Source organism: Streptomyces sp. NPDC058525 (genome assembly GCF_042719495.1).
Lineage (GTDB): Bacteria > Actinomycetota > Actinomycetes > Streptomycetales > Streptomycetaceae > Streptomyces.
The window spans coordinates 20,282-42,395 of record NZ_JBHXNP010000083.1 but is presented as its reverse complement, the minus strand read 5'-3'; the positions used below and the strand labels follow the sequence as shown (position 1 = coordinate 42,395).

The 22,114-nt window shown below is 74.8% G+C and carries 19 protein-coding genes and 1 pseudogene; 8 read left to right on the top strand and 12 right to left on the bottom strand.

The annotated features are described in order from the left end of the window. Window positions 1–199: 199 nt before the first annotated feature. Window positions 200–568 (top strand): HGxxPAAW family protein, encoded by a 369-nt coding sequence (locus ACFWP3_RS30840; protein WP_384227521.1) that lies wholly within the window; start codon window positions 200–202, stop codon window positions 566–568. A 191-nt stretch (window positions 569–759) separates the two neighbouring features. Beyond that, a complete protein-coding gene (locus ACFWP3_RS30835) occupies window positions 760–966 on the top strand; it encodes a cold-shock protein (RefSeq protein ID WP_384227518.1) in 207 nt (68 codons plus the stop codon). Between the two features lie 85 nt (window positions 967–1,051). Here ACFWP3_RS30835 and ACFWP3_RS30830 read toward each other — a convergent pair whose 3' ends face one another. From ACFWP3_RS30830 to ACFWP3_RS30805, 6 genes and pseudogenes are all read right to left on the bottom strand, one after another. Further along, the gene (locus ACFWP3_RS30830) at window positions 1,052–1,630 is read right to left on the bottom strand and encodes a TetR/AcrR family transcriptional regulator (RefSeq protein WP_384227515.1); all 579 of its coding nucleotides are present in this window, start codon (window positions 1,628–1,630) and stop codon (window positions 1,052–1,054) included. Then, a pseudogene (locus tag ACFWP3_RS30825) lies at window positions 1,627–1,731 on the bottom strand (DUF1304 family protein); the annotation flags it as partial. The pseudogene ACFWP3_RS30825 and the gene ACFWP3_RS30830, both read right to left, overlap by 4 nt. Window positions 1,732–1,829: 98 nt before the next feature. Further along, complete coding sequence (locus ACFWP3_RS30820) at window positions 1,830–2,024, bottom strand: ferredoxin (protein ID WP_384227527.1); 195 nt, start codon at window positions 2,022–2,024, stop codon at window positions 1,830–1,832. A gap of 20 nt (window positions 2,025–2,044) precedes the next feature. Further along, the gene (locus ACFWP3_RS30815) at window positions 2,045–3,241 is read right to left on the bottom strand and encodes a cytochrome P450 (protein ID WP_384227512.1); all 1,197 of its coding nucleotides are present in this window, start codon (window positions 3,239–3,241) and stop codon (window positions 2,045–2,047) included. A 129-nt stretch (window positions 3,242–3,370) separates the two neighbouring features. Next, entirely contained in the window at window positions 3,371–3,709 is a 339-nt protein-coding gene (locus ACFWP3_RS30810) for a thioredoxin family protein (protein WP_384227510.1), read from the bottom strand. Window positions 3,710–3,804: 95 nt separating this feature from the next. After that, window positions 3,805–5,019: an IS110 family transposase gene (locus tag ACFWP3_RS30805; RefSeq protein WP_384227508.1), complete on the bottom strand. Its 1,215-nt coding sequence runs from the start codon at window positions 5,017–5,019 to the stop codon at window positions 3,805–3,807. Window positions 5,020–5,263: 244 nt separating this feature from the next. Between ACFWP3_RS30805 and ACFWP3_RS30800 the strand changes: the two genes are divergently transcribed. The 5 genes from ACFWP3_RS30800 (at window position 5,264) to ACFWP3_RS30780 (ending at window position 9,507) form a co-directional block, all read left to right on the top strand. Then, window positions 5,264–5,533, top strand: a complete 270-nt coding sequence (locus ACFWP3_RS30800; protein WP_069923646.1) for a hypothetical protein — start codon at window positions 5,264–5,266, stop codon at window positions 5,531–5,533. Between the two features lie 71 nt (window positions 5,534–5,604). Beyond that, window positions 5,605–6,222, top strand: coding sequence for a hypothetical protein (locus ACFWP3_RS30795; protein WP_384227505.1), 618 nt, complete (start codon window positions 5,605–5,607; stop codon window positions 6,220–6,222). Between the two features lie 186 nt (window positions 6,223–6,408). Next, entirely contained in the window at window positions 6,409–6,765 is a 357-nt protein-coding gene (locus ACFWP3_RS30790) for a YciI family protein (RefSeq protein ID WP_384227502.1), read from the top strand. Between the two features lie 58 nt (window positions 6,766–6,823). Next, window positions 6,824–8,053: an RNA polymerase sigma factor gene (locus tag ACFWP3_RS30785; RefSeq protein WP_384227524.1), complete on the top strand. Its 1,230-nt coding sequence runs from the start codon at window positions 6,824–6,826 to the stop codon at window positions 8,051–8,053. Between the two features lie 176 nt (window positions 8,054–8,229). After that, complete coding sequence (locus ACFWP3_RS30780) at window positions 8,230–9,507, top strand: S8 family peptidase (protein WP_384227499.1); 1,278 nt, start codon at window positions 8,230–8,232, stop codon at window positions 9,505–9,507. Here the strand turns inward: ACFWP3_RS30780 and ACFWP3_RS30775 are convergent. The 4 genes from ACFWP3_RS30775 to ACFWP3_RS30760 form a co-directional block, all read right to left on the bottom strand. Further along, window positions 9,495–10,973, bottom strand: coding sequence for a condensation domain-containing protein (locus ACFWP3_RS30775; protein WP_384227497.1), 1,479 nt, complete (start codon window positions 10,971–10,973; stop codon window positions 9,495–9,497). The two genes, ACFWP3_RS30780 and ACFWP3_RS30775, sit on opposite strands and share 13 nt — an antisense overlap. A gap of 87 nt (window positions 10,974–11,060) precedes the next feature. Continuing rightward, window positions 11,061–12,029: an ABC transporter ATP-binding protein gene (locus tag ACFWP3_RS30770; protein ID WP_384227496.1), complete on the bottom strand. Its 969-nt coding sequence runs from the start codon at window positions 12,027–12,029 to the stop codon at window positions 11,061–11,063. After that, the gene (locus ACFWP3_RS30765) at window positions 12,026–14,758 is read right to left on the bottom strand and encodes a hypothetical protein (protein WP_384227494.1); all 2,733 of its coding nucleotides are present in this window, start codon (window positions 14,756–14,758) and stop codon (window positions 12,026–12,028) included. The genes ACFWP3_RS30770 and ACFWP3_RS30765 overlap by 4 nt, the downstream gene beginning before the upstream one ends. Then, the gene (locus ACFWP3_RS30760) at window positions 14,755–18,069 is read right to left on the bottom strand and encodes an FtsX-like permease family protein (RefSeq protein WP_384227491.1); all 3,315 of its coding nucleotides are present in this window, start codon (window positions 18,067–18,069) and stop codon (window positions 14,755–14,757) included. The genes ACFWP3_RS30765 and ACFWP3_RS30760 overlap by 4 nt, the downstream gene beginning before the upstream one ends. A 178-nt stretch (window positions 18,070–18,247) precedes the next feature. Between ACFWP3_RS30760 and ACFWP3_RS30755 the strand changes: the two genes are divergently transcribed. After that, a complete protein-coding gene (locus tag ACFWP3_RS30755) occupies window positions 18,248–18,967 on the top strand; it encodes an ABC transporter ATP-binding protein (protein WP_384227488.1) in 720 nt (239 codons plus the stop codon). Between the two features lie 115 nt (window positions 18,968–19,082). On the opposite strand, the gene ACFWP3_RS30750 is transcribed toward ACFWP3_RS30755, so the two are convergent. Together ACFWP3_RS30750 and ACFWP3_RS30745 are read right to left on the bottom strand one after the other, a co-directional pair. Beyond that, entirely contained in the window at window positions 19,083–21,392 is a 2,310-nt protein-coding gene (locus ACFWP3_RS30750; RefSeq protein WP_384227485.1) for an FtsX-like permease family protein, read from the bottom strand. Beyond that, a complete protein-coding gene (locus ACFWP3_RS30745; protein ID WP_384227483.1) occupies window positions 21,389–22,099 on the bottom strand; it encodes an ABC transporter ATP-binding protein in 711 nt (236 codons plus the stop codon). The genes ACFWP3_RS30750 and ACFWP3_RS30745 overlap by 4 nt, the downstream gene beginning before the upstream one ends. Window positions 22,100–22,114: the final 15 nt, after the last annotated feature.

The following is a 22,114-nucleotide window of genomic DNA, read 5'->3' as shown; positions in this document are numbered from 1 at the left end:
TTCCGCACCAACTGCCGTCGGCCCGAGGAACACCCCGCTGTCATCTCCGTAATCAGCGACCGCACACAGCGCGCACATCTCAATCAGCAGCCAGGGCGCCCCGGAGAGCCGGACGGCCACTCCTTGGGAGCCACTGAAGGCAAGAACCCATAAGCCACACCCGGCCCTCCCGGGCCACCAAACAACTTACGGAGAATCCATGAGCGCGCACGGCCACGTCGACCTCGGCCACACGGTGGCCGGCTGGACCGGTACCGGCCTCGCCCTGGTGGGCTCGACCGGGGCGGGCCTCGCCGTGTGCGCCGCCTGGCTGCCCGGGGTCTGGATCGGGCTCGGCGTCGTCGCGGCGGCCGGGGCCGTCACCTGGCTGCTGCACCTCGCCGGGTGGGGCAAGCCCAGCGGCCCCCGCCCCGAGGCCGACTGGGACTGGCGCACCCGGGACACCGCCGCCCGCGCGGGGCACGCGGACTGCCTGGGCTGCCGGGTCGGCGGACCGCGCCGGGCCGCGGCGGCCGCCCCTCGGCCCCGATCGGCCGTGCCGCTGCCCGCCGCGGATGGCGGCGCATGAACTGCGGGTGAAGTGTCCGGGCCCTTCTCGCAGGCGCCCTTTCCCCCGTTTCGCGGACGAGGCGGGCAGAAGTTCGAATGCGCGGCACGCCACGGTTGGCCGCGTTCAGCGTGTGCTGTACGAGACCGTTGGGCAGGATCGAGACGGCCGCGCGTGCGGCCCGCAGTGGAACGTTGAGAAGGATCAGCCAGATGGCAACAGGCACCGTGAAGTGGTTCAACTCGGAGAAGGGGTTCGGCTTCATTCAGCAGGACGACGGCGGGCCGGACGTGTTCGTGCACTTCTCCGCCATCGCGACCACCGGCTTCAAGTCGCTGGAAGAGAACCAGAAGGTCGAGTACAACGTCACCCAGGGCCCCAAGGGTCCCCAGGCCGAGCAGGTGGTCCCCCTCTCGTAGTACCGCTTCCCGGGCCGAGCCCGTGAGGTGAGCCCCGCCGGTCCGTCCGGCGGGGCTTTTTCGCGTACCGGCTCTCCGACGCCCGCTACACGGCCCGGTGGAGGGCCGGCAGGAGCCGCCACAGATGGTCCGCCAGGTCGGCCGGACCGGCCGGGACGGTGTCGTGCAGCCAGTCCGCGAGAACGCCGGTGAAAGCGGCGGCGACCGCCGAGGCGACGAGGTCCGGGTGCGGGGCGCCCGCGGCCGCGCGCTCTGACCGGGCCCGCTCGCGCAGCTCCCGGTGGAGGCGGTCGCCCAGCGGCCCCCCGCCGCCCGGCAGGAGCAGGGTGCGGTAGAGCGGCGCCCGCTCGGCCGCCCCGGCCAGGAAGTCCGCCAGGGCGGCGGGCGGCCGCACCGGGGGGAGCGCCGCCGGGCCGGTCTGCCAGGCGTGCAGGGCGTCGACCGCGGCGTGCACCACATCGGCGCAGGCGTCTACGGCGAGCGCGGTGAGGTCCTCGTAGTGCAGGTAGAACGTGGCGCGGCCGACCTTCGCCCGGCGGACCACCGCCGAGACGCTGACCTCGGCGAGCGGGTGGCCGGCGCATTCCGCGAGCAGGCTCTCGCGCAGCCGCGCCCTGGTCCGTGCCGTGCGCGGGTCCGGCGCCCGCGCGTCCTGCGCGCTCACGCGGCCGGCAGCGCCGCGCCGAGGGCCAGCGCGCCGGGCAGGGCCTGGGCGACGAGGATCCGGCGGTTGGCGGTCGCGGCCCCGTAGACCCCGGCGACGAGGATCTGAGCGACCGTGTGCACGGGCCGCCTCCACTTCACAGGTTCGGGGACTGTATTTTCTGGACAACTGTCCAGGAAATACAGTCCCCGTCCACGGCTCAGTCCTCCCGGACGGAGATGGCCGAGACCGGGCAGGCCCGGGCGGCCTCCCGGACCAGCGGGCTCCCGGCGCCGTCCTCGCGCCCCGGGAGCAGCTCGCCGAAGCCGTCGTCGTCCTGGGTGAACACCCCGGGGGCGGTCAGCGCGCACTGGCCCGCGCCGATGCAGACGCCCGTGTCGATGTCGATGTGCAGACGCGCGTGCGACACCGCCCTCACCAGGCCACGGGCAGCTCGACCATGCCCTGGATGGTGTCGCCGGGCTTGAAGGGGATCCCGTCCGGATCGGCGGCCAGCCGCAGCCCGGGCAGCCGCTCGAACAGCGTGCCCAGCGCGATCTCCATCTCCGCGCGGGCCAGGTTCTGCCCGAGGCACTGGTGGATGCCGAAGCCGAAGGCCACGTGGTGCCGGGCGGGCCGGTGCCAGTCCAGCGCGTCCGGATCCTCGAAGACGGAGTCGTCGCGGTTGATGACCGAGGTGGAGAAGACCACCCCGTCCTCCGCGCGCACCGTGACCCCGCCGATCTCGATGTCCTCGGTCGCGACCCGCAGCATGCCGTCCGCGATCGACAGGAACCGCATCAGCTCCTCCACGGCCGAGGACATCAGCGCCGGGTCCGCGCGCAGCTCGGCCAGCTGCTCGGGGTGGCGCAGCAGGGTGAAGGTGCCGAGCGAGATCATGTTGGCGGTGGTCTCGTGCCCCGCGATCAGCAGGATCGCGGCGAGGTCGGCCAGTTCCCCGACGCCGATCTCGCCCGGCTCCAGGCGCTGCGCGATCAGCTCGTCGAGCAGTCCGTCCCCGGGCTCGCCGCGCTTGCGCCCGATGAGGCCGACGAGGTACTCGTCGAGCCTGCGGCGGGCGTCCTCCACATCGGCGGGCTCCGGGCCGCGCAGCAGCCGCCGGGACTCGCCCTCGAAGAACTCGTGGTCCTCGTACGGGACTCCGAGCAGGGCACAGATCACCATCGAGGGCACCGGCAGGGCGAAGGCGGAGACCAGCTCCGCCCGCGGGCCCGCCGCGACCATCTCGTCGATCAGCCGGTCCACCGTCTGCTGGATGCGCGGCCGCAGGGCCGCGGTCCGCTTCACGGTGAAGGAGGGGATCAGCATCCGGCGCTGGGCGTTGTGCTCGGGATCGTCGAACCCGAGCAGCGCGGCGCGCCGGTTCTGGAGGCCCTTGAACCGCCGGCTGGGCATGGGGAAGCCCGCGTTGCGGCGGTCGGTGGAGAGCCGTCCGTCGGCCAGCAGGGTGCGGGCCTCGGCGAGCCCGGTGACCACCCATACGGAACGGCCGTCGAAGAGGGTGACGCGGGAGAGCGGCCGGCTCTCCCGCAGGGGTTCGTAGGCGGTGGGCGGGTGGTAGGGGCAGGTTCGGTCCTGGGGGAAGGCAACGGTCTCTGACGTGAAGGACATGAGCACCTCGCGAGCGATGGTTCCGTTGTGCCGGATCCATTACATGCCTGAGGCACCTATCCCACCTATGCCACTTTCGGCCAGATCACCCGAGTTCGCCCACAGGGCCCAGTCGGCGGTCCGGCGGGCTCAGAGATGGGCGTCCAGGAAGGCCCGGAACTCCTCGCTGGTCAGGGGCCCGGCCTGGCTCGCCACCGCCTCGCCGTCCTTGACGAGAACGGCGGTCGGCGCGCCGGTCACACCGAAACGCCTGGTCGGCCCCGGGCAGCGGGTGATGTCCGTACGGACGGCGGTGAGCCGCGCCCCGTACTCCTCCGCCAGCTCGCCGACGACCGCGTCCATCGCGCGGCACGCCTCCAGGGCCTTCGGCCAGGTCCCGCAGAAATAGGCGAGAACCGGCCCCGGCGCCATCGACAGGATGAAGTCGAACTCCTGGTCCTCCAGTGGCTGGTGTACCCGACGTGCCATGCCTGCCGCTCCTCGCTCCCGGGCCGCCCTGACCAGGGAGGCGGCCACCATCATCGCCGCTGCGCGCGGCGGCCGGTTGAAGCTCCTATTGGCTGTCAAGCGGCGGTGAGCCAGTCGCGGTAGGCGTTGGCGAGGGTGTCGTCGCGGCGGGTTCCGCGTTCGATGCAGGAGATGACGGCGGGCCAGACGCCGAAGTGGTTGGCGGCGGTGGTGAGGGTGATGTTCTTGGCCTGGCGCGCGGGCCGCAGGTCGGCGATCTCCGGGACTGGGACCGTGGTGGTGAGGTAGCGGAACACTTCCCTGACGATGGCCCGTTTCAGGAGGCGGATGATCTCCTTCTTGGTCCGGCCGGCCGCGGTCTGCCGGACCACGTAGTCACGGGTGCGAGCGTCGCTTGACATACGGACCAGCGCTATCCGGTAGAGGGCCGCGTTGGCGGCCCGGTCGCCGCCTCGAGAGAGGCGGTGGCGGTTGGTTTTGCCACTGGAAGCCGGGACCGGTGCGACGCCGCACAGGGCTGCGAAGGACGCCTCGGTGCGGAGACGGTCGGGGTTGCCGCCGGCGGTGATCAGCAGCTGGGCTGCGGTGTCTGGGCCGACGCCGTAGGCGGCACGCAGGCCTGGATTGTGTCCGGTGACCACGTTGTCCAGCGAGGCCGTGAGCTCGGCGTGCTCGGCGGTCAGGGCCTGGACGCGTCGGGCCAGACTCTTCAAGGCGGTCAGGACGGCGGTGTGGACGGCGTCCCCCGCAGGGCGCAGGCGTGAAAGGGCGTCGATCAGCGGTTTGCCGTGCAGGGCCCGGTAGCGGGCGCGGATGGCGTCGGGGGCGCTGATGAGGATGTGCCCGGTCTGGTTCACGGCGGCGGTGCGTGCTTTGACCGTGGACCGGGCGGTGTTGTGGAGGGCGCGTATGCCGGTGACGGTCTCGTCCTTGGGCGCGCTCGATGCACGCCCGGAGAGTGCGGCGCGGGCGGCGGCGTAGGCGTCGATGGGGTCGGACTTGCCGCTGCGGCGGCGTTCGGCGCGGTCGGGGCGGTTGACCTCGACCACGCTCAGGCCATCGGCGACGGCTGCGCGGGTGAACCCGGTTCCGTAGGATGCGGTGCCTTCCACACCGATCGCGATCACGTTCCCGTGCGCGCCCAGGAACGCGAGAGCTGCCGTATATCCGGCGGTGGTGGTGGGGAACTCTGCGTCGGCGAGATGGCCGCCGTTGTCGGTGAGGACCGCGACGTGAATGGTGTCGGCGTGCGAGTCCACACCGCCGAACACCCACTGGCCGCCCGTGCCCGCCATGCCTGCTGCTGTCATGCTGGAGGTGCCTTCCTAGCCGGAGGCGGCACCGGCCGGGTGGGGCAGACAGGACATTGAGGGGGCTTCTGACCAAGCTCCTATCAGGTCATGTTCCACCTGGCCGGAGCCATGAGAACGGGCCCCGGCAGCCGGACGGTACAGCCGGAAGACAACCCAGCAGGGTGTCAGTCAGTGGCAGAGCCACGACCACCGGAACCCGCTACGAGTATCAATGTCAGTGGTGCCTGTGAAGCTGTACGGCATGGACGACAGGATGCTCCGGCGCCGGGTCTACGGCGCCGACCACGAAGACCCGGACCCCGGCCCGCGCCCCGGCCACGTCTACGGCGAGCTCGTGGGCGGCCCCCTGGACGGGCTGCTGCTCGACGTCACCGGCTGGAGCGTCCGGCAGCTCGCCGAAGAGGCCCGGCTGCCCACGGAGATAGGGCGCTACGGGGCGGGCGGCCGCGCGCACTACCGCCGCCGGGCGGCAGACCCCGGCCGCTGGGACTGGGTGGGGGACAGCCGCTGACCGGCCCGGCCGTGCACCACGAGCCTCCGGAGTCGGCGATCATGGAATTCGACACACGGAGGAATGGGGCCATGGGGAACCTGGAGATGAGCACCGGCGACATGCGGGCCGTGATCCGCCTGCTGACGGCGGTGGAGCGGACACCCGAGCAGGAGCGCGTCCTCGGCGTCGCGCGGGAGCGGTGCGCGCGGGCCGACGCCCGCTTCGAGGACGAGGGCATCAGGCTGGGGGTGCCGGTCACCCGGGCGCTGGAGGAACTGCTGGACGGCAGCCCCAGCGCGGACATGGAGCCCGCCTACACCTACGCCTTCCAGGCGCTGGTCGCCGTGAACTTCTCCGATACCTACGACCTCGGCTACTGGCGCCGGCCGTCCTGGTTCCACACCGTCGACGAGGAGATGACCCGGCACGGGGTCCCGGCCGACCTCGCGCCCGTCGCGATCCTGTTCGGCGGCCCGCCGCTGCGGCTCCCGCATCCGGGCGACGCCGTCCCGTGGATGGGCACCTTCCCCGCCTCCCGGGCCGCCGAGCTGGTCGAGGCGTACGAGGCGGTCCTGGACCGGCTCGACCCGGAGGTGCGGGAGACGGCGGAAGTGCTGCTGGAGCCCATGCGCGTCGAGGCCGGGGAGTGGGAGTCGACGAAGAAGGCGGGCCGGACCGAGGACACCGTCTTCTTCTGGATCCACTGAACTCAAGGGGCCGGGGCGGGGCCGAAGGGCCGGGGCGAGGCCGAAGGGCCCGGCGGCCGGGATCCGGTGGCCGCTCCCGAAGATTCTTTGAAGAATTCTCCGGAGAGCTGTCGATCCGGGCGTCTCCCGTTCGACGCAGGGGTGAGAGGCAGGGAAAGCCCCCGCCCTCCCGACCGAGGAGTCACCATGCCGCGCTTCCTGACGATGATCCGCATCAACGAGCAGGACCTGCCCCCCGAGGAGTTCCCGGCCGACTTCCAGCAGCGGATGGGCGCCCTGTTCGAGGAGATCACCAAGGCCGGGGTCATGCTCGACACCGCCGGCCTGCTGCCCACCTCCGAAGGCACCCGCCTCAGCTGGTCCGGCGGGAAGATCAGCTTCACCGACGGCCCCTTCACGGAGACCAAGGAGGTCGTCGGCGGGTACTCCCTCACCCAGTGCAAGGACAACGCCGAGGCCATCGAATGGACCAAGAGGTTCCTGGAGATCCACCCGGCCGAGTGGAACGTCAGCGCCGAGGTCCGGGAGATCCAGGAGATGTGATCCGCGGCGCGTTTGCCCTGCCTCGTCACGGCTGCTCTGATGGGTGGCCGTGACGGCAGTGAGTGCGGCCCAGGCGGTCGAGACGGTGTTCAGGATCGAGTCGGCGCGGATCATCGCCGGCGTCGCCCGTATCGTCCGGGACGTCGGCATCGCCGAGGAACTCGCGCAGGACGCCCTCGTCGCCGCGCTCGAACAGTGGCCCGCGTCGGGCGTCCCGGACCGGCCGGGCGCCTGGCTCATGGCCACCGCCAAACACCGCGCGATCGACCTCGTCCGCCGCAAGGAGACGTACGCGCGCAAACTCGCGGAGGTCGGCCGGACCCTGGAGGACGTACCGCCGCCCGCCGAACCGGCCGACCTCGCGGACCCCGAGCACATCGACGACGACCTGCTGCGGCTGATCTTCACGGCCTGCCACCCGGTCCTCGCCACCGAGGCCCGGATCGCGCTCACCCTGCGCCTGATGGGCGGCCTGACGACCCAGGAGATCGCCCGCGCCTTCCTCGCCTCCGAGTCCGCCGTGGCCCAGCGCATCGTCCGGGCGAAGCGCACCCTGGCCGCGGCCGGGGTGCCCTTCGAAGTCCCGTACGGGGCCGACCGCGAGGCACGGCTCGCGTCGGTCCTCGAGGTCATCTACCTGGTGTTCAACGAGGGTTACTCGGCCACCGCGGGCGAGGACCTGGTCCGTCCCGCCCTCTGCGAGGACGCGCTGCGGCTGGCCCGCGTCCTGGCGGGCCTGATGCCCAAGGAGCCCGAAGTGCACGGCCTCGCCGCGCTGCTGGAGTTCCAGGCGTCCCGCATGGCCACCCGGACCGGACCCGACGGGGAACCGGTCCTGCTCGCCGACCAGAACCGGGCCCGGTGGAACCGCCTGCTCATCCTCCGGGGCATCGAGGCCATGCGGCACGCCGGCACCGGCCCGTACTCCGTCCAGGCCGCGATCGCCGGCTGCCACGCGGCCGCCGTCCGCTACGAGGACACCGACTGGACGACGATCGCCACCCTGTACGGGCGGCTCGTCACACTGGTCCCGTCCCCGGTGGTGGAGCTCAACCGGGCGGTCGCCGTCTCGATGGCCCAGGGGCCGGAGGCCGCGCTGCCGCTCGTCGACGCACTCGCGCGGGAGCCGGCCCTGCGCTCCTACCACCTGCTGCCGAGCGTGCGGGGAGACCTGCTGGAGCGGCTCGGCCGGCCCGCGGAGGCCCGCGCCGAATTCGAACGCGCGGCCTCGCTCACCCGCAACGAGAGCGAACGCGCCCTGCTCCGCCGACGCGCGGAGCAGCTGTAGCGCGTGACGCCCAGGCCGTCGCCAGGGGACGGCCGTGGGCCGTACGGCGGCGCCGGCGCGACGGCTGAACCACGGTCGGCCGGGCTGTCCGGGACCGCACTCTTGTGTCCTCGGACGGGACCGGGGAATCTGGGGCGCCCCCACGCCCGGTCGACGAAAGGTCAGGTGTACCGGAGATGACCGCCACCAGACGCTCAGCGAGGCTGCTGCCCTGCGCCGCCCTGCTCGCCGCCGCCCTCCTGCCGATCGCCCCCCTCGCCACCGCCGCCTCCGCGGCCTCCGGCCCTCCCGCCGCCCCCGGCGCTTCCGCGGCCCCGGCCGGGAAGTTACAGCTCGCCGGCCCCGCCGAGCAGGCGGTCCCGGACGGCTGGATCGTCGTACTCAAGCAGCCCGCCGCCGGTACCCGTACCCTGCACGACCTCCTGGCGAAGGCGGGCGGCTCGGCCCGGATCGGCCACGTCTACACCTCCGCGCTCCACGGGTTCTCCGCGCGGATGGACCGGAACCAGGCGGCCCGGCTCGCCGCCGACCCGCGCGTGGCCCGCGTCCAGCAGGACACCACGCTCACCCTGGACGCCGCGGCCCCCACCGGCACCGGCCCGGCGGCCGAGCAGCCGGGCGCCCCCTGGGGACTCGACCGCATCGACCAGCGCGCGCTCCCGCTCTCCACCACCTACACCTACCGGACCACCGCCCCCGGCGTCCGGGTGTACGTCATCGACACCGGACTGCGCACCACGCACACGCAGTTCGGCGGCCGCGCCTCCGTCGGCACCGACACCGTCGGCGACGGACAGAACGGCAACGACTGCAACGGCCACGGCACCCACGTCGGCGGGATCGTCGCCGGCTCCACCTACGGCGTGGCCAAGGAGGCCCGGCTGGTGGCCGTCCGCGTCCTGAACTGCCAGGGCTCCGCCAGCACCTCGGGGGTCATCGCGGGCGTCGACTGGGTGACCGCGAACGCGGTGCGCCCCGCCGTCGCGAACATGAGCCTGGGCGGGGCCGCCAACTCCGCCCTCGACGCCGCCGTCCGCGGCTCCGTCCGCGCCGGGATCACCTACACCGCCGCGGCCGGCGGCTCCGCCCGGCCCGACGGAGCCTGCGCCACCTCGCCCGCCCGGCTCCCCGAGGTCATCACCGTCGCGGCGAGCGACAGCCTCGACCGCCGGGCCTCCTCCTCCAACTACGGCCAGTGCGTGGCCCTGTTCGCACCCGGCGTGGGCATCCCGTCCGCCTGGAAGGGCGGCGACACCGCCACGGCCACCCTCAGCGGCACCTCGGCGGCCACCGCCCACACCGCCGGAGCCGCCGCCCTCCACCTGGCCTTCCGGCCCGGCGACACTCCCGCACAGGTCAAACAGGCCCTCGTCGTGAACGCCACGGCCGGCGTCCTCCAGGGCAACCCGCCCGTCGCCCCGAACCGGCTCCTCTACACCCTCTACCGGCCGTAGCGGGCGGCCACATCGAGCGGCGTCCGCCCGGGCCGGCGCGGCGCGGTCAGCGCGACGGGCCGGCGGAAGCCGCCCGAGCGGGCGATCTGCCGGACCGTCAGGCGCAGCGCCTCCTGGAAGGCGCCCATGGTGTTGCGGGCCGCCGGGGTGTCGACGTACAGCGAGTTCATGTGCAGCCCCTCGGCGTCCCGCTGGAACCACGAACAGGCGCCGTTGGCGCGCGCCGACCACACGTGCGTCGAGGGCCGCCACTCGTCGTGGCGCTCGGCGCCCCGGCAGCGGCGCATGTCGATGTACGAGAAGAAGTTCACCGGGTACGGCCAGGAGCGGGCGGCGAACTCCTCGGGGGCGAGCAGCTCCCAGGCCCGTACGAACGGCACGTCGATGTGGCTGATCATCTCGCCGAACCCGGCCCGGACCCCCGCCATCACCTGGGCGAAGTCCCGGCCGGGGGAGGCGTCGAACTCGATGGGCATGGTGTTGACGAACCAGCCCACCGCATTGCCCCAGCCCTCCCGGCCGCGCTCGCTCACCGGCATCAGACCCCGGTAGACGCCCGGTCCGCCGGCCTCGCGCAGGCAGACGGCGACGGAGGCCAGTACCCCCATGAAGGGCTTCCCGCCGACCGCCAGGCAGGTCTTCTCGAAGACCTCCGTCTCGGCGGCGTCCAGCAGCGTGGAGGCCTCGTTGACGATCGGGTACATCCGGTCCGGCTCCACGCCGAGATCGAGCGGGAAGCGGGGGAAGAACTCACCGCCGCGCGCGATGAACTCCTTCCAGTAGTCCAGGCGTTCGTCGCTCGCGTCGATGGAGAGGTAGCGGCGGCGCTGCTCGTCGGCGAAGTCGAGATAGCTGGGCGCGGCCGACGGCAGCCCGCTGTCCTCGCCGCGGCACAGGGCCTCGTACTCCGTCAGCACCTCGTGGACGACGATCGGCATCGACATGCCGTCGCACACGATGTGGTCGAAGGCGAGGTAGACCGTCGCGGAGTCCTCGCGCAGCACCGCGCCCATCACGAACAGCGGCCAGGACAGCGTGTCGATGCTCCGGGTGAACCGCTCGACGAGGAAGTCGCGCAGCGCCCCGGAGGTCTCGAAGGTGTCCACGGTCTCGGCTTCGAGGGCGAGTTCGGCGGGGTCGAACGGTTCGCAGGACAGCTCCCCGGCCAGCCGGCGGAAGGCGCACCTCAGCACCTCGTGCCGCTGCACGAAGGCCAGCAGGGCCCGGGCCAGGGCCGGTTCGTCCAGCCGCCCGGCCACCTCGAACGTGACGGCGATCCACGACGCGACGGGGTCGTCGGCGGCCCGGCTCTCCTCGGCGACGGTGAAGTGCTTCTCCTGGTTGAACGAGGCCCTCCTGCCCGGCTCGTCGTCGGGCCCGCCGGCCTCCGCGACCGCGGACCTCAGCCGCCATTCGACCACCCGACCGGGTGCCACGTGGTGCATCTCCAGAGGAAACTGCCGCATTCCGTTCATCCCTTCGCCCCCGAGTCAACCCCGAGGCCCTAACGACCCCCAGGGCGCGAAGGTGACGAAATCGGCGACGTACGTACCTCAGTCCCCGTCCGTGTCGGAGTCGTCGCGGCGCACCTCGATGTGGTCGGCGGCCAGGTCCACGGCCACGCGCTGCTCCATGCCGAGGGCCTCCAGGAACTTGTGCGGCAGCTGCACGCGGCCCGTGCGGTCCAGCATCACGTACTCCCGTTCGCTCACCGACTGCGCGCCGTGCTCGTCGGTCACCGTACGGCGCAGCACCTCGCTGCTGGTGCGTCCGTCGCGGATGGCCACCGTGCGGCGGACCTCCCCCGCGACGAGCGGATCGTGGGTCACGATGACCACCGTGGCGCCCAGTTCCCGGTTGACCGTGCGGAAGGCCTCGAAGATCGCGGCGCCGGTCTCGGAGTCCAGCTCGCCCGTCGGCTCGTCGGCGAGCAGCACCGCGGGGTCATTGGCCATGGCCACGGCGATGGCCACGCGCTGCTGCTGGCCGCCGGACAGCTCGGCCGGCCGGCGGGCCGAGAGGTCGGATATCTCCAGGGCTTCGAGGAGTTCGCCGACCCGGGCCGCCCGGCGCCTGGCCGCGCCCCGGGCAGCGCGGCCCCTCAGCTGCATGGGCAGGGCGATGTTCTCGGCGGCCGTCAGGAAGGGCATCAGGTTGCGGGCGGTCTGCTGCCAGACGAAGCCCACCGCCTCCCGGCGGTAGCGCAGCCGCTCCTTGGCCGACATCTCCAACAGGTCGTAGCCGCCGACGGTGGCGGTCCCCGCCGTCGGGACGTCCAGTCCGGCCAGGATGTTCAGCAGGGTGGACTTGCCGCTGCCGGAGGCTCCGACCAGGGCCACCAGATCGCCCTGCGCCACGGTCAGTTCGAGCCCCTGCAAGGCCTGCACCTCGACCCCGTCGGTGCTGAAGATGCGCACCAGGCGATCGCAGGCGATGGCCGTGTCCGCCCCGGTCGTCCGGGGCGCGGCGGCGGCCAGCGCCTGCCGGCGCAGCTCTTCGTAGGTCGGCTGCTCGGTGTTCACCGCTGGTCTCCCGCTCTCAGCTCGGTGGAGATCTGTCGTCTGCCGGATATCGCCGCCTCGGCGAGCACGGCCGCGGCGACCAGCGCCGCCAGGCCCAGCGCCTGCGTCAGCACGGGCCGCGCCGTGAACCGCAGCCCGGCCGGCACCGGTGCGCCGACCAGCGCGGAGAGGTCCACGGCCGGGCCGAGCAGGGCCACGGCCGCCGCCGCGACCAGCCCGCCGCCGACCGCGGCGACCAGCGCCTGCGGCAGGGACTCGGCGAGGATCAGCGCCACGCCCTGCCGGGGACGCAGGCCCATGGTGCGCAGCCGGGCGAGCAGCGCGGCGCGGTCGGGCGCGGCCCGCATCAGTGTCAGCAGGACGGCCAGCAGGGCGAATCCGGCGGCTCCCGCGACCGCCGCCCAGAACAGCCGTCCGGCCGAGTGCTGGAGCGGGTCGGCGCCGAGCTCGGCGACGGTGTCGGCGCTGGTCCGCACCAGGACGTGCTCGGCGGCCGAGGCCGGAGCGTTGGCGCGGACCAGCTCCCGCAGCCGGTCCGTGTCCAGGGCTCCGGTGGCGAACCAGCGGTTGGGGCTGGAGACACGGGGCGTCAGCGCGACGGTCGGATCCGCCGGCAGGACCAGCGTGCCGGCTCCGCTGCCCGACAGCGCGGGCGTGCCGTCGACCACGGCAGCGGCCCTGACCTGGAGTTCCTCACCGCGGACCCGCAGCCGGAAGGCCTGCTCCCCGGCCTGCGGCACCACATCGCTGCTGAACAGCGCCGGCACCGGCTCCCCGGGGGCGCCCGCCGCGAGCAGCGCCGGATCGAAGCCGCCGCGCCCGACCGTGCGGGCCAGCGCCGCGTACGCCACCGGGTCGACGACGACCACCGTCACCTGCGGGGAGCCCGCCTCGGTGCCGAAGACGAACGCGTCCTCCTCCACCCAGGCCGCGACCGGCGTCCGTACCCCGGGCAGCTCGTTCGCGGCCCGGATGAGCTCGGGCGTCAGCGCGTCGCCCAGGGGAGCGGTGATCTGGGCGTCGCCGCCGACGGCCTGCCGGGCCACCTGGAGCCGGGCGGCGTCCACCGAAGCGAGCACCGTGGCACCGAAGCCGCCCGTGGTGACGGCGAGCAGCAGGGCGATCAGCGGCAGTACGGAGGGCCGCCCGCGGCCCCCGCTGCCCCGGGCGGCGCGCGCCAGCCCGAGGAAGCCGACCAGGCCGGGACGCCGTCCGGCCGCCCCGGCCAGCGCCCCGACGAGGGCGGGCTGGAGCCGGGCGAGCAGCAGCGCCCCGGACAGCGCGAGCAGCAGCGGGGCGGCCACCAGCAGCGGATCGAATCCGGCGGAGGTGACGACCCCGCGCCGGCGCACCTCGACCACGGCCGCGGCGGTGGCGGCGAGGACCAGCAGCTCGCCGACGAGACGGCGCCGGGGGCTCGGCCGGCGCGGCGCGGACAGCAGGACGAAGGCCCGTACGGGGAAGGCCAGCAGGGCGAGCAGCGTCACGGCGGACGCGGCGGCCAGCGAGGCCGTCAGCCGGGGGGCCGGCAGCAGCCGGAGCGCGAGCCAGGTGGCGAGCGCGGCGGCCGGCAGCACGGTGAGCGCGCCCTCCGCGAGCAGCCGGCGCACCAGGGAGCGGCGCGAGCCGCCGCGGGCCGACAGCAGCCGCAGCTCGGCCTCGCGCCGGTCGCCGGTGAGCGCGGCGGCCAGGCAGAACACCACGGCGGCCACCCCGGCGACACCGGCCGGGCCGATCGCGGCGAGCGGTGCGGCGCCCCGCTGCCGGGCCTCGGCCTGCGCGAACAGTTCGGGAAGGCGGGAGCGGATGCGCAGGTCGGGCCGTTCGACGGCGAGGGACAGCTCGGACGCGGTGCGGCCGGTGACGAAGGCGGCGACCTCCCGCGAGACGCCGGGCAGCAGGTCGGCGCGCAGCACACCGGTGTCCACCGGGAGCCGCCAGAAGTACTCGATGCCCTCGCCCCAGGGCGCGATACGGCCGAGCCCGTCCGCGCCGACGAGCGCGGAGGTCTGCCAGAACACCTTCGGCAGGGTGTCGCGGGTGCGCGTCTCGCAGGCCCTGGTCAGGCACGGCAGGTCGGTCCAGTAGACGTCGTCGGGGTCGGCGGCGTCGTACAGCCCGACGACCTCGGCCCGGAGCGTGCCGGAGATGCCCGGCGCGGTTTCCAGCACGGTGCCCAGCGGGGCCTTGAGGGTCTCGGAGGCGCTGCGCGACAGGGCCACCGGGAGCGGGCCGCCCGGCTCGCCGCCGTCCGGCCAGCGGCCGGCCACCAGCGCGGTGTGGGCGGCGGCCTCGGGGAGGTGGGTCAGCGAGAGCAGCGGGTCGATCCCCTCGGGCCGGTCCAGGCCCGGGTTGGCCAGGCCGCGCGGCTTCACCCCGACCGCCCCGTGCACCGAACCGCTCGGGGCGATCCGGAAGGCGCCGCCGGTGCGCGCGCCCAGCGCGGCCCGTACGGAGTCCAGGTCCTGCGGGGTCATCGGCCCGCCACGGCCGGTGGCGGAGGCGAACAGGCTGGTCGGTCCGGGGCCCTGGGCGTGCAGGAACGAGCGCAGCGCCTGGTCGGCGCCGCGGTCCACGGCGCGCGGCAGCGCGGCCGCCAGCAGTACCGAGACGAAGGCGAGGGCGGCGCCGAGCAGCACGGTCAGCGGCGCCGCGCGCAGCCGGGTCCGCACCCAGGGCGCGGGGCGAAGTGCCCGCTCCTCGGCGGTGGTCGGGGCCGGGCGGGTCACATCTCCTCCAAGAGGCGCAGCCGGTGGGCGGCGCCCCGGGCGGTCCGGTCGCGGCGGCCGCCGATCACGGCCGACAGCAGGGGCACCGCGGCGATCGCGGCGGCCATCAGCAGGGTCTGGACGGCCGGCAGGTCCACGAGGACCTCGGGTACGGGCCGCCGCGCGGCCGGCGTCAGCACCACCAGCGGCACCACCAGGTGCACGATGGCCGCGCCCAGCCCCAGCCCGACGGCGGTGCCGAGGCCGACCAGGACGCCGTTCTCGGCGGCGGCCGTGCGGCCGAGGGCGCGGCGGGGCGCACCCAGCGCGGTCAGCACCGCGAACTCCCGCGCCCGCTCCCGCCCGGCCGCCGCGGCGGACGCGCCGAAGCCGATCGCGGCCAGGACCGCGCAGGCCACCGCGAGGGCGGCGAGCGCGCTCTGCGGGCCGGCGCTCAGCGGGTCCTCCAGCAGAGCGGCGGCCACCTCCTCGCGCAGCTCCGCCCGCTGCGTACCGGGCCCGGCCCGCAGTTCGGCGGCGGCCCCGGCAGGGGCCGGGTCCCCGGACGGGGCGGCGGGCAGCCACCACTCGTCGGGCGGTGGCAGCTCCCGACCGGTGTCGGCCGCCAGCAGCCGCCCGGCGGAGGCCAGGTCGACGGCGAGGGCGGTGTCCCCGGCCACCGGCAGCGAGCCGACGGCCGCGGTGATCCGCACGGGCACACTGCCCCCGCCCAGCGGCACGGGCACCAGGTCGCCGACGGCCGCCCCGATGGCGGAGAGGTAGCCGCGGGTGGCGATCCCGGGCACTTCGGCGGCGGGCGCGGGCCCCGGCAGCAGCCCGAGCTGGACACCGCCGACGGTGTCCGTGCCGCCGCGGTACCGCACCCGGAGCAGCGCCGGGCCGCCCGGGGCGTCCTGCGCGGGCAGGAGTTCGGCGGCGGGTGCGGCGCCGGACAGCGCGGGCGGCTTCAGGGTCCAGGCCGGCGGGGCGGCGGGCAGAGGCACCGGTACGGCCGCCCCGCCCGGGGCCGAGGCGACCGCGAGGCGGCGTACGGTCAGCTCCCCGGGCAGCTCGGGCCCGCCGGTCCCGGGCTCTTCCAGGCCGTAGCCCGGGCCGGCTTCGAGCCCGTACGAGAGCACCAGACCGGCCAGGCTCAGCGGCGCGGCGACGGACCCGAGCGGGGCCCCGGCCAGTGCGTCGAGGTCCACCGAGAGGGTGGCCTCCCCGGTGTCGGGGAGCTGGAGCATGGGCGAGCGGAAGGTCATGCCGAACCGGTCGCGCAGCAGCAGTCCCAGACCGGGCCGGCCGGCCGCCCGGGGGGTCCGGGCGGTCACGTCGAGGTCCAGCCGGCGGGGGTGCCCCGGCAGTTCGATGACGCCGCCCGCCGGGCCGTTGCCGGCGGCGAGCGGCGCGAACAGTTCGCGCATGCACCGGCCGTCCCGCAGGTCGGCGCGCAGCGGCACCCGTTCGGCCACCCCGGCGGCGTCCAGCGCGAGCACCTCCGCGGGCCGCCCGCCGGGCAGTTCCTGCCTGGTGCGGATCACCGGGATCACCCGCTCGCCGCCGGGCAGCGCGGCGTAGCGGCCGCCCCGGCCCGGCGGGGCGATCTCGCTGCCGGAGATCCGCAGGCCCCCGGCGGTGGCGAACTCGGCCTGGTCGCGCTGGGAGGCGGTCCAGGCGGTGTGCTGGCCGAGTGCCAGGACCCCGCTGGACACGGCCAGGACGAGCAGGAGCACCGGACCGGTGGCCCGCCTCGGCCGCCGCGCGAGCTGCCAGCCGACCAGGGCGGGGCCGAGCCCGCGGCCGCGCGCCGCCAGCCGGCCGCCCAGCCGCGCGGCGAACGGCAGCAGCCGCAGCACCAGCAGGGTGCCCGCGCACAGCGCCAGGGTCGGCGCGGCCACCAGCACCGGGTCGATGCCGAGTCCGCCGGAGGCCGGGGCCTGCGGTCCGTGCCCGGCACCGCTGTACTGGGCGAGCTGCTGGTAGGCCAGGACGGCCAGGGCCACCAGCGCCAGGTCCGCGCCGGACCGGGCGGCCCCGGCGACCAGGGCCTGGCGGCGGCCGCTGCGGCGCAGGGCGGCGGCCCCCGCGCCGCGCAGTGCGCCGGGCAGCGCGGTCAGCGCCACGCACCCGAGGGCGCAGGCGGCCGCGACGGGCCACAGCAGCCAGGAGCCGGAGGTGTCCAGCGGCACCCGCGACAGCGGGCCGAAGCCGCTGAGGAACCCGAGCAGGGGAGGGGTGAGGAGGGGGGCCAGGAGCGCGGCGGGCAGGGCCAGGAGCAGCGATCCGGCGGCGCCGAGCGCGCCGAGCCGTCCGCGTGAGGCGCCGCGCGCGGTGAGCAGGACCCGCTCGGGCTCCTGGCGGTCCGTCAGCAGCCGGGAGACGAGCAGCAGGGCGGCCGCGGCGAGTACGGCCAGCTGGAGCGCCCCGACCAGCAGCGAGGACCGGGCGACGAGCTGCCCGGACTCCAGCTCGCCCAGCAGCTGCGGGAGTTCGGTCCTGATCTGGAACCCGGCGAGGGACTCGGCGGCCCCAGCCCCCCGGGGGCCGCCGGCCGGGGCCGCCGCGCGCTCGCGCAGGGCCCGGGCCTCGGCGGGGCGGACGGTGGCGAAGTCGGCGGTCAGCAGCGAGGCGCGGCTGTTCTGCGGGATCCCGCCCGCGGTGAAGGCGGTGTCGTCGACGAGCAGCGGCCCGTAGGTGGTGAAACCGCCGACCTGGAGGGCGCGGCCGCCGAGCGGGTCGAGCCGCCAGTACGGGTCCTCCGGATCGGCCGCCCGGTACACCCCGGTGACCCGGACGGTCAGCGGGGCGCCGCCGTACCGGTCGGCCAGCCGCACCTCGGCGGGCAGCGCGGCCTCGGCCAGCCCCAGCCGGACCAGCGCGGCCCGGGGCACGGCCACCGTCGGCGGGGACGAGCCGTCCGCGGCCTGCGGCCACTGGCCCGCGAGCAGGTCCGCGCGCTCCCGGTCCACGGAGGCGAGCAGGGTCAGATCGGCCTGCTTGCCCGGGGCGGGGGTGCCCGGCAGGCCGTACGGGCGGCTGCGCGCCAGGCTCTCGACGCCCACCGGGAGCCGGCCGAACAGCTCGCCCGCGAAGCTCCGTACGGCCGCGTCGTCCCGCGCCCGCGCGGCCACCGGATGCTCGGCGGTGACCAGCACGGTGGCCCGGTCCCGGCCCGGTCGCTGGAGCGCCTGGCGCAGCCCGGCCTCGCCCACGCCGCGGGTGAAGGCGAACAGCGCGGTCAGCACGGTCGTGGTGATCAGTACGGTGAGCAGCACGGCGGCGGCGAGCGGCAGTCGCCCGCGCAGCCGGCGCACGACGAAGCCGAGCATGTGCCTTGTCCCTCCCCCGTCCGGACCGCTGGCTCCGGATAGCGGACGATGCTGTCAGATTCGAACGTGCAGTGGAAGGGACTTGCGCGAAGGATGAGACGGATGAGCAAATTCGAGCAGGAGGGGGCCCGGTGGCGTCTCCACCGGCCGAACCGAGTCCCAGGGGGAACCGCACACCATGACGCAGCATCAGGACGGCCCGGCCGCACCCATGGTCGTGGTGGACGACGTCCACCGGAGCTTCGGCAGCGGCCCGCGGACCGTGCACGCCCTGCGCGGCGTCACCTTCGAGGTGCGCCGCGGTGAACTCACCGCCCTCAAGGGCCGCTCCGGCTCCGGCAAGACCACCCTGCTGAACCTGGTCGGCGGCCTGGACACCCCGACCAAGGGAGACGTGCTGCTCGACGGCACGCCGCTGGGCGGCCTCGACGAGACGGGGCTGCTGGCGCTGCGGCGGGAGCGCATCGGCTTCGTGTTCCAGTCCTTCGGCCTGATCCCCGTCCTCACCGCCGCCGAGAACGTCGGCGTCCCCATGCGCATGCGGGGGCTCCCCGCCCGGCAGCGCGAGGAACGCGCCCGCACCCTGCTCGCCCTGGTGGGCCTTGCCGAACACGCGGGCCAGCGCCCCGGCGAACTCTCCGGCGGCCAGCAGCAGCGGGTGGCGGTGGCCCGCGCCCTCGCCAACGAACCCGACCTGCTCATCGCGGACGAGCCCACCGGCCAGCTCGACTCCGAGACCGGACGCTCGATCATGCGGCTGCTGCGCGCGGTGGTGCGCAGCGAGGGCGTCACCGCCCTGGTCGCCACGCACGACCCGGCCCTGATCGAACTGGCCGACCGCGTCGTGGAACTGCGCGACGGCCGCATCGTCGACGAACACCGCCCGGCGGACCTCTGACGAGGGCGGCCGCCGGGCAGTCCGGTGACGGCAGTCCGGTGACGGCCGCCCGGTGACGGCCGCCCGGTGACGGCCGCCTGGAGACGGCCGCCCGGCAACGGCCACTGGGTGACGGCTACTCGGTGTGCAGCACCGAGGCGATCGTCATCCGGGCCGCCGAGCGGGCCGGAAGCAGGGCGCCGAGGACGGCGATGGCCACGCCCGCCAGCAGCATCGCAGCCAGCTGCGGTGCGTGCCACACGTCCTTCATCGACTCGGGGAACTCGACCACCCCGACGTTGTCCACGACCAGCCGGTGCGCCAGCATCCCGAGCGGGATCCCGAGCAGCCCGCCGGCCACGCCCAGCCCGGCCACCGAGGTCACCGTCATCACCACCACCTGGCGGGGCGTCATCCCGATGGACTTCAGCATGCCCAGGTCCCGGCGGCGCTCCCGGGTGTTCAGCAGGACCGTGTTGAAGACGCCGAGCGAGGCGACGAGGGTCAGCAGCACCGTGAACACCACGGAGAAGGTGACGACGGTGACGGTCGCGGCGCTCCCCCCGTCCTCCACCGACACGGAGAGCCCGGGGTCGGCCGCCTCCGCCGCCGCCGCGTAGGCGGCCGGGTCGGCGCCGGGGGAGAGCCGTACGTCGTACTCGATCGGACGGGCGCCCGGCGCGAGCTGCTCGAAGGTCTCCCACGAGGCGTCCACGGAGCGGGCGTTGCCCTCGATCAGCCGGCCGACGACGGTCGTGGCGACCTGTCGCCCGTCCAGCTCCAGGGTGACCCGGTCGCCGATCCGCAGCCCGCGCTGGGTGAGGAACGACGGACCGGCCGCGATCTCCCCGGCCGCGTCCGGCAGTCGGCCCTCCACGATCTCGTAGGCGTACGAGGAGTCGTTGCCGCGGTAGAAGTTGGCGAAGGCGGGCTGGGTCTGCCCGGACAGGCCCACCTCGGCCAGCCCGCGGGCCCGTACGTGCCGCGCCCCGGGCAGGGCCCGCAGCCGCTCCTCGATCTGCGCGTCGCCGAGCCGGGGCGCCGGCCGGTTGCCCTGCGCGTCCGCGTGCACCAGGACCCGGGCGCCGCCGTCGGCCCCCGCGGCCTGGCCCAGCGCGAGCATCGTGCTGGTCAGCCCGGTCGACAGGGTCACCGTGGTGACGCCCAGGACGATGGCGGCCATGGTCAGCAGGGTGCGGCCGGGGCGGGAGAACGGCTGGCCCAGGCCGAGGCTGACCCCGCGCGGCAGCCGGGTGGATCCCAGCACCCGCTGGACGCGCAGTCCGCGCCCGGTCCGCGGCGCGGTGCCCGCGCTGATCGCGCGGGCGGCCGGCAGCCGGTGCGCCCGCAGCGCGGGGACCAGGGCGGTGAGCAGGACGAGGGCGGGCATGCCGAGCAGGCAGACGACGTACACCCACGGGGGGACGGCGCCGACGGCGGCCCGGCCCGTCTGGATGCCGGAGAACGAGACCTTGAGCACCGGTCCGGCCAGGGCGTTGCCCAGCAGGGTGCCGAGGACACCGCCGGCGACGGCCGGCACGGACACCATCGTCAGGTAGACGGCGACCACCTGGTTCGGGGTGAAGCCGAGCGCCTTGAGCACGCCGATGTGCCGGTACCCCGATACGACCGCTCCGCTGACCACGTTCGCGACGATCAGGCAGGAGACCAGGATGCCGAGCACGCCGAACAGCGACATGAAGGGGAGGTAGGCGTCGGCCAGCGCGGAGAAGGCCTGCTCGAGGGCGAGGTGGGTCTGGGTGTGGGTCAGCGCCTCCCCGGGCAGCCGCGCCGTCGCCCCGGCGAGGCCGGAGCGCAGCTGCGCGTCGGTCGCGGAGTCCGCGAAGCGGTAGAGCATCTGGGCGGAGGCCGGACCCAGCGCGGCCAGCTGCTCGGGCGTGACCCAGGCGCCGGCCGACTGGCTCATGCTCGCGGCGAATCCGACGACGGTCAGGGGCTGGCCGCCGCCGGGGACCGCGAGCCGGGTGCCGAGCAGCTCGGGGGAGGGGGCGCCGGCGAAGGACCAGTTGACGACGATCTCGCCGGGGGCGGCGGCCCACCGCCCCCGCAGGATCTCGACGCGGTCGACGGGGCCGCCCGGATCGGCCCGGCCCACCACCGTCAGGGAGCCGCCGGGCGACCCGAGCCAGCCCCTGGGCACGGCGACGGCGGCCTGTCCGAAGGGCCCGGCCGCAGCCTCCACGCCCGGCCGCCCGCCGGTGCCCGCCAGCTGCTCCGCCGAGACCTTCGAGGTGTCGAAGGAGGCCACCACGTGCGCGCCGCGCTGGGCGGCGTACGCCTGGTCGAAGGGGCCCGAGGCCGCGGCGATCAGCCCCAGGGCGAGCAGCACGGTCGTGGTGGAGCACAGGACGACCAGCCCGATCACGAACGTCTGGACCCGGCGGCGCTTCACGGCCGCGCGCGAGGCCCTCCACACGGCGTTCACGCGGTCGCCTCCAGTGCGCTCTCGCGGGCCACCCGGCCGTCGGCGACCTCGACCAGGCGGCTCGCGCAGCGGGTGGCCAGCTGCCGGTCGTGGGTGACGATGAGCAGGGTCTGGCCGATCTGGTTGAGGTCGATCAGCAGGTCCATCACCTGCTCGCCCGAGCGGCTGTCGAGGGCGCCCGTCGGCTCGTCCGCCAGCAGCAGCGCCGGACGGTTCATCAAGGCCCGTGCCACGGCCACCCGTTGGCGCTCACCGCCGCTCAGTGTCGCGGGGTAGTTGTTCCGCCGGTCGGCCACCCCCAGCTCGTCGAGGAGCTCCAGGGCCCGACGGCGCGCTTGACGGGCCGAGGTCCCCGTCAACTGGGCGGCGAGCGCCACGTTGTCGAGGGCCGGCAGATCGTCGATGAGGTTGAAGAACTGGAAGACCATGCCGATGTGGCGGCGCCGGAACAGCGCCAGCCCCGTCTCGTTCAGCCCTGCCAGGTCCTGGCCGTGCACCTCGACCCGGCCCGACGTCGGCCGGTCCAGGCCCGCCACCATGTTCAGGAGCGTGGACTTGCCGCAGCCGGAGGGACCCATCACCGCGACGGCGTCACCCGCCCGGATCTCCAGCGACAGCCCGTCCAGGGCCTTCGCGTCGCCGAACTCCTTGTGCACCCCCTCCAGCCGTACCACCACGTGTCCCGACCGGTTCTGATCATTTGTCATGGACCGAACCTAAGA

Bases quoted from the DNA above. Each gene is read 5' to 3' on its own strand.
- ACFWP3_RS30840 (WP_384227521.1), top strand. From the start codon at position 200: ATGAGCGCGCACGGCCACGTCGACCTCGGCCACACGGTGGCCGGCTGG.
- ACFWP3_RS30835 (WP_384227518.1), top strand. From the start codon at position 760: ATGGCAACAGGCACCGTGAAGTGGTTCAACTCGGAGAAGGGGTTCGGC.
- ACFWP3_RS30815 (WP_384227512.1), bottom strand. From the start codon at position 3,241: ATGTCCTTCACGTCAGAGACCGTTGCCTTCCCCCAGGACCGAACCTGC.
- ACFWP3_RS30810 (WP_384227510.1), bottom strand. From the start codon at position 3,709: ATGGCACGTCGGGTACACCAGCCACTGGAGGACCAGGAGTTCGACTTC.
- ACFWP3_RS30805 (WP_384227508.1), bottom strand. From the start codon at position 5,019: ATGACAGCAGCAGGCATGGCGGGCACGGGCGGCCAGTGGGTGTTCGGC.
- ACFWP3_RS30800 (WP_069923646.1), top strand. From the start codon at position 5,264: ATGGACGACAGGATGCTCCGGCGCCGGGTCTACGGCGCCGACCACGAA.
- ACFWP3_RS30795 (WP_384227505.1), top strand. From the start codon at position 5,605: ATGGGGAACCTGGAGATGAGCACCGGCGACATGCGGGCCGTGATCCGC.
- ACFWP3_RS30790 (WP_384227502.1), top strand. From the start codon at position 6,409: ATGCCGCGCTTCCTGACGATGATCCGCATCAACGAGCAGGACCTGCCC.
- ACFWP3_RS30780 (WP_384227499.1), top strand. From the start codon at position 8,230: ATGACCGCCACCAGACGCTCAGCGAGGCTGCTGCCCTGCGCCGCCCTG.
- ACFWP3_RS30775 (WP_384227497.1), bottom strand. From the start codon at position 10,973: ATGCGGCAGTTTCCTCTGGAGATGCACCACGTGGCACCCGGTCGGGTG.
- ACFWP3_RS30760 (WP_384227491.1), bottom strand. From the start codon at position 18,069: ATGCTCGGCTTCGTCGTGCGCCGGCTGCGCGGGCGACTGCCGCTCGCC.
- ACFWP3_RS30755 (WP_384227488.1), top strand. From the start codon at position 18,248: ATGACGCAGCATCAGGACGGCCCGGCCGCACCCATGGTCGTGGTGGAC.
- ACFWP3_RS30745 (WP_384227483.1), bottom strand. From the start codon at position 22,099: ATGACAAATGATCAGAACCGGTCGGGACACGTGGTGGTACGGCTGGAG.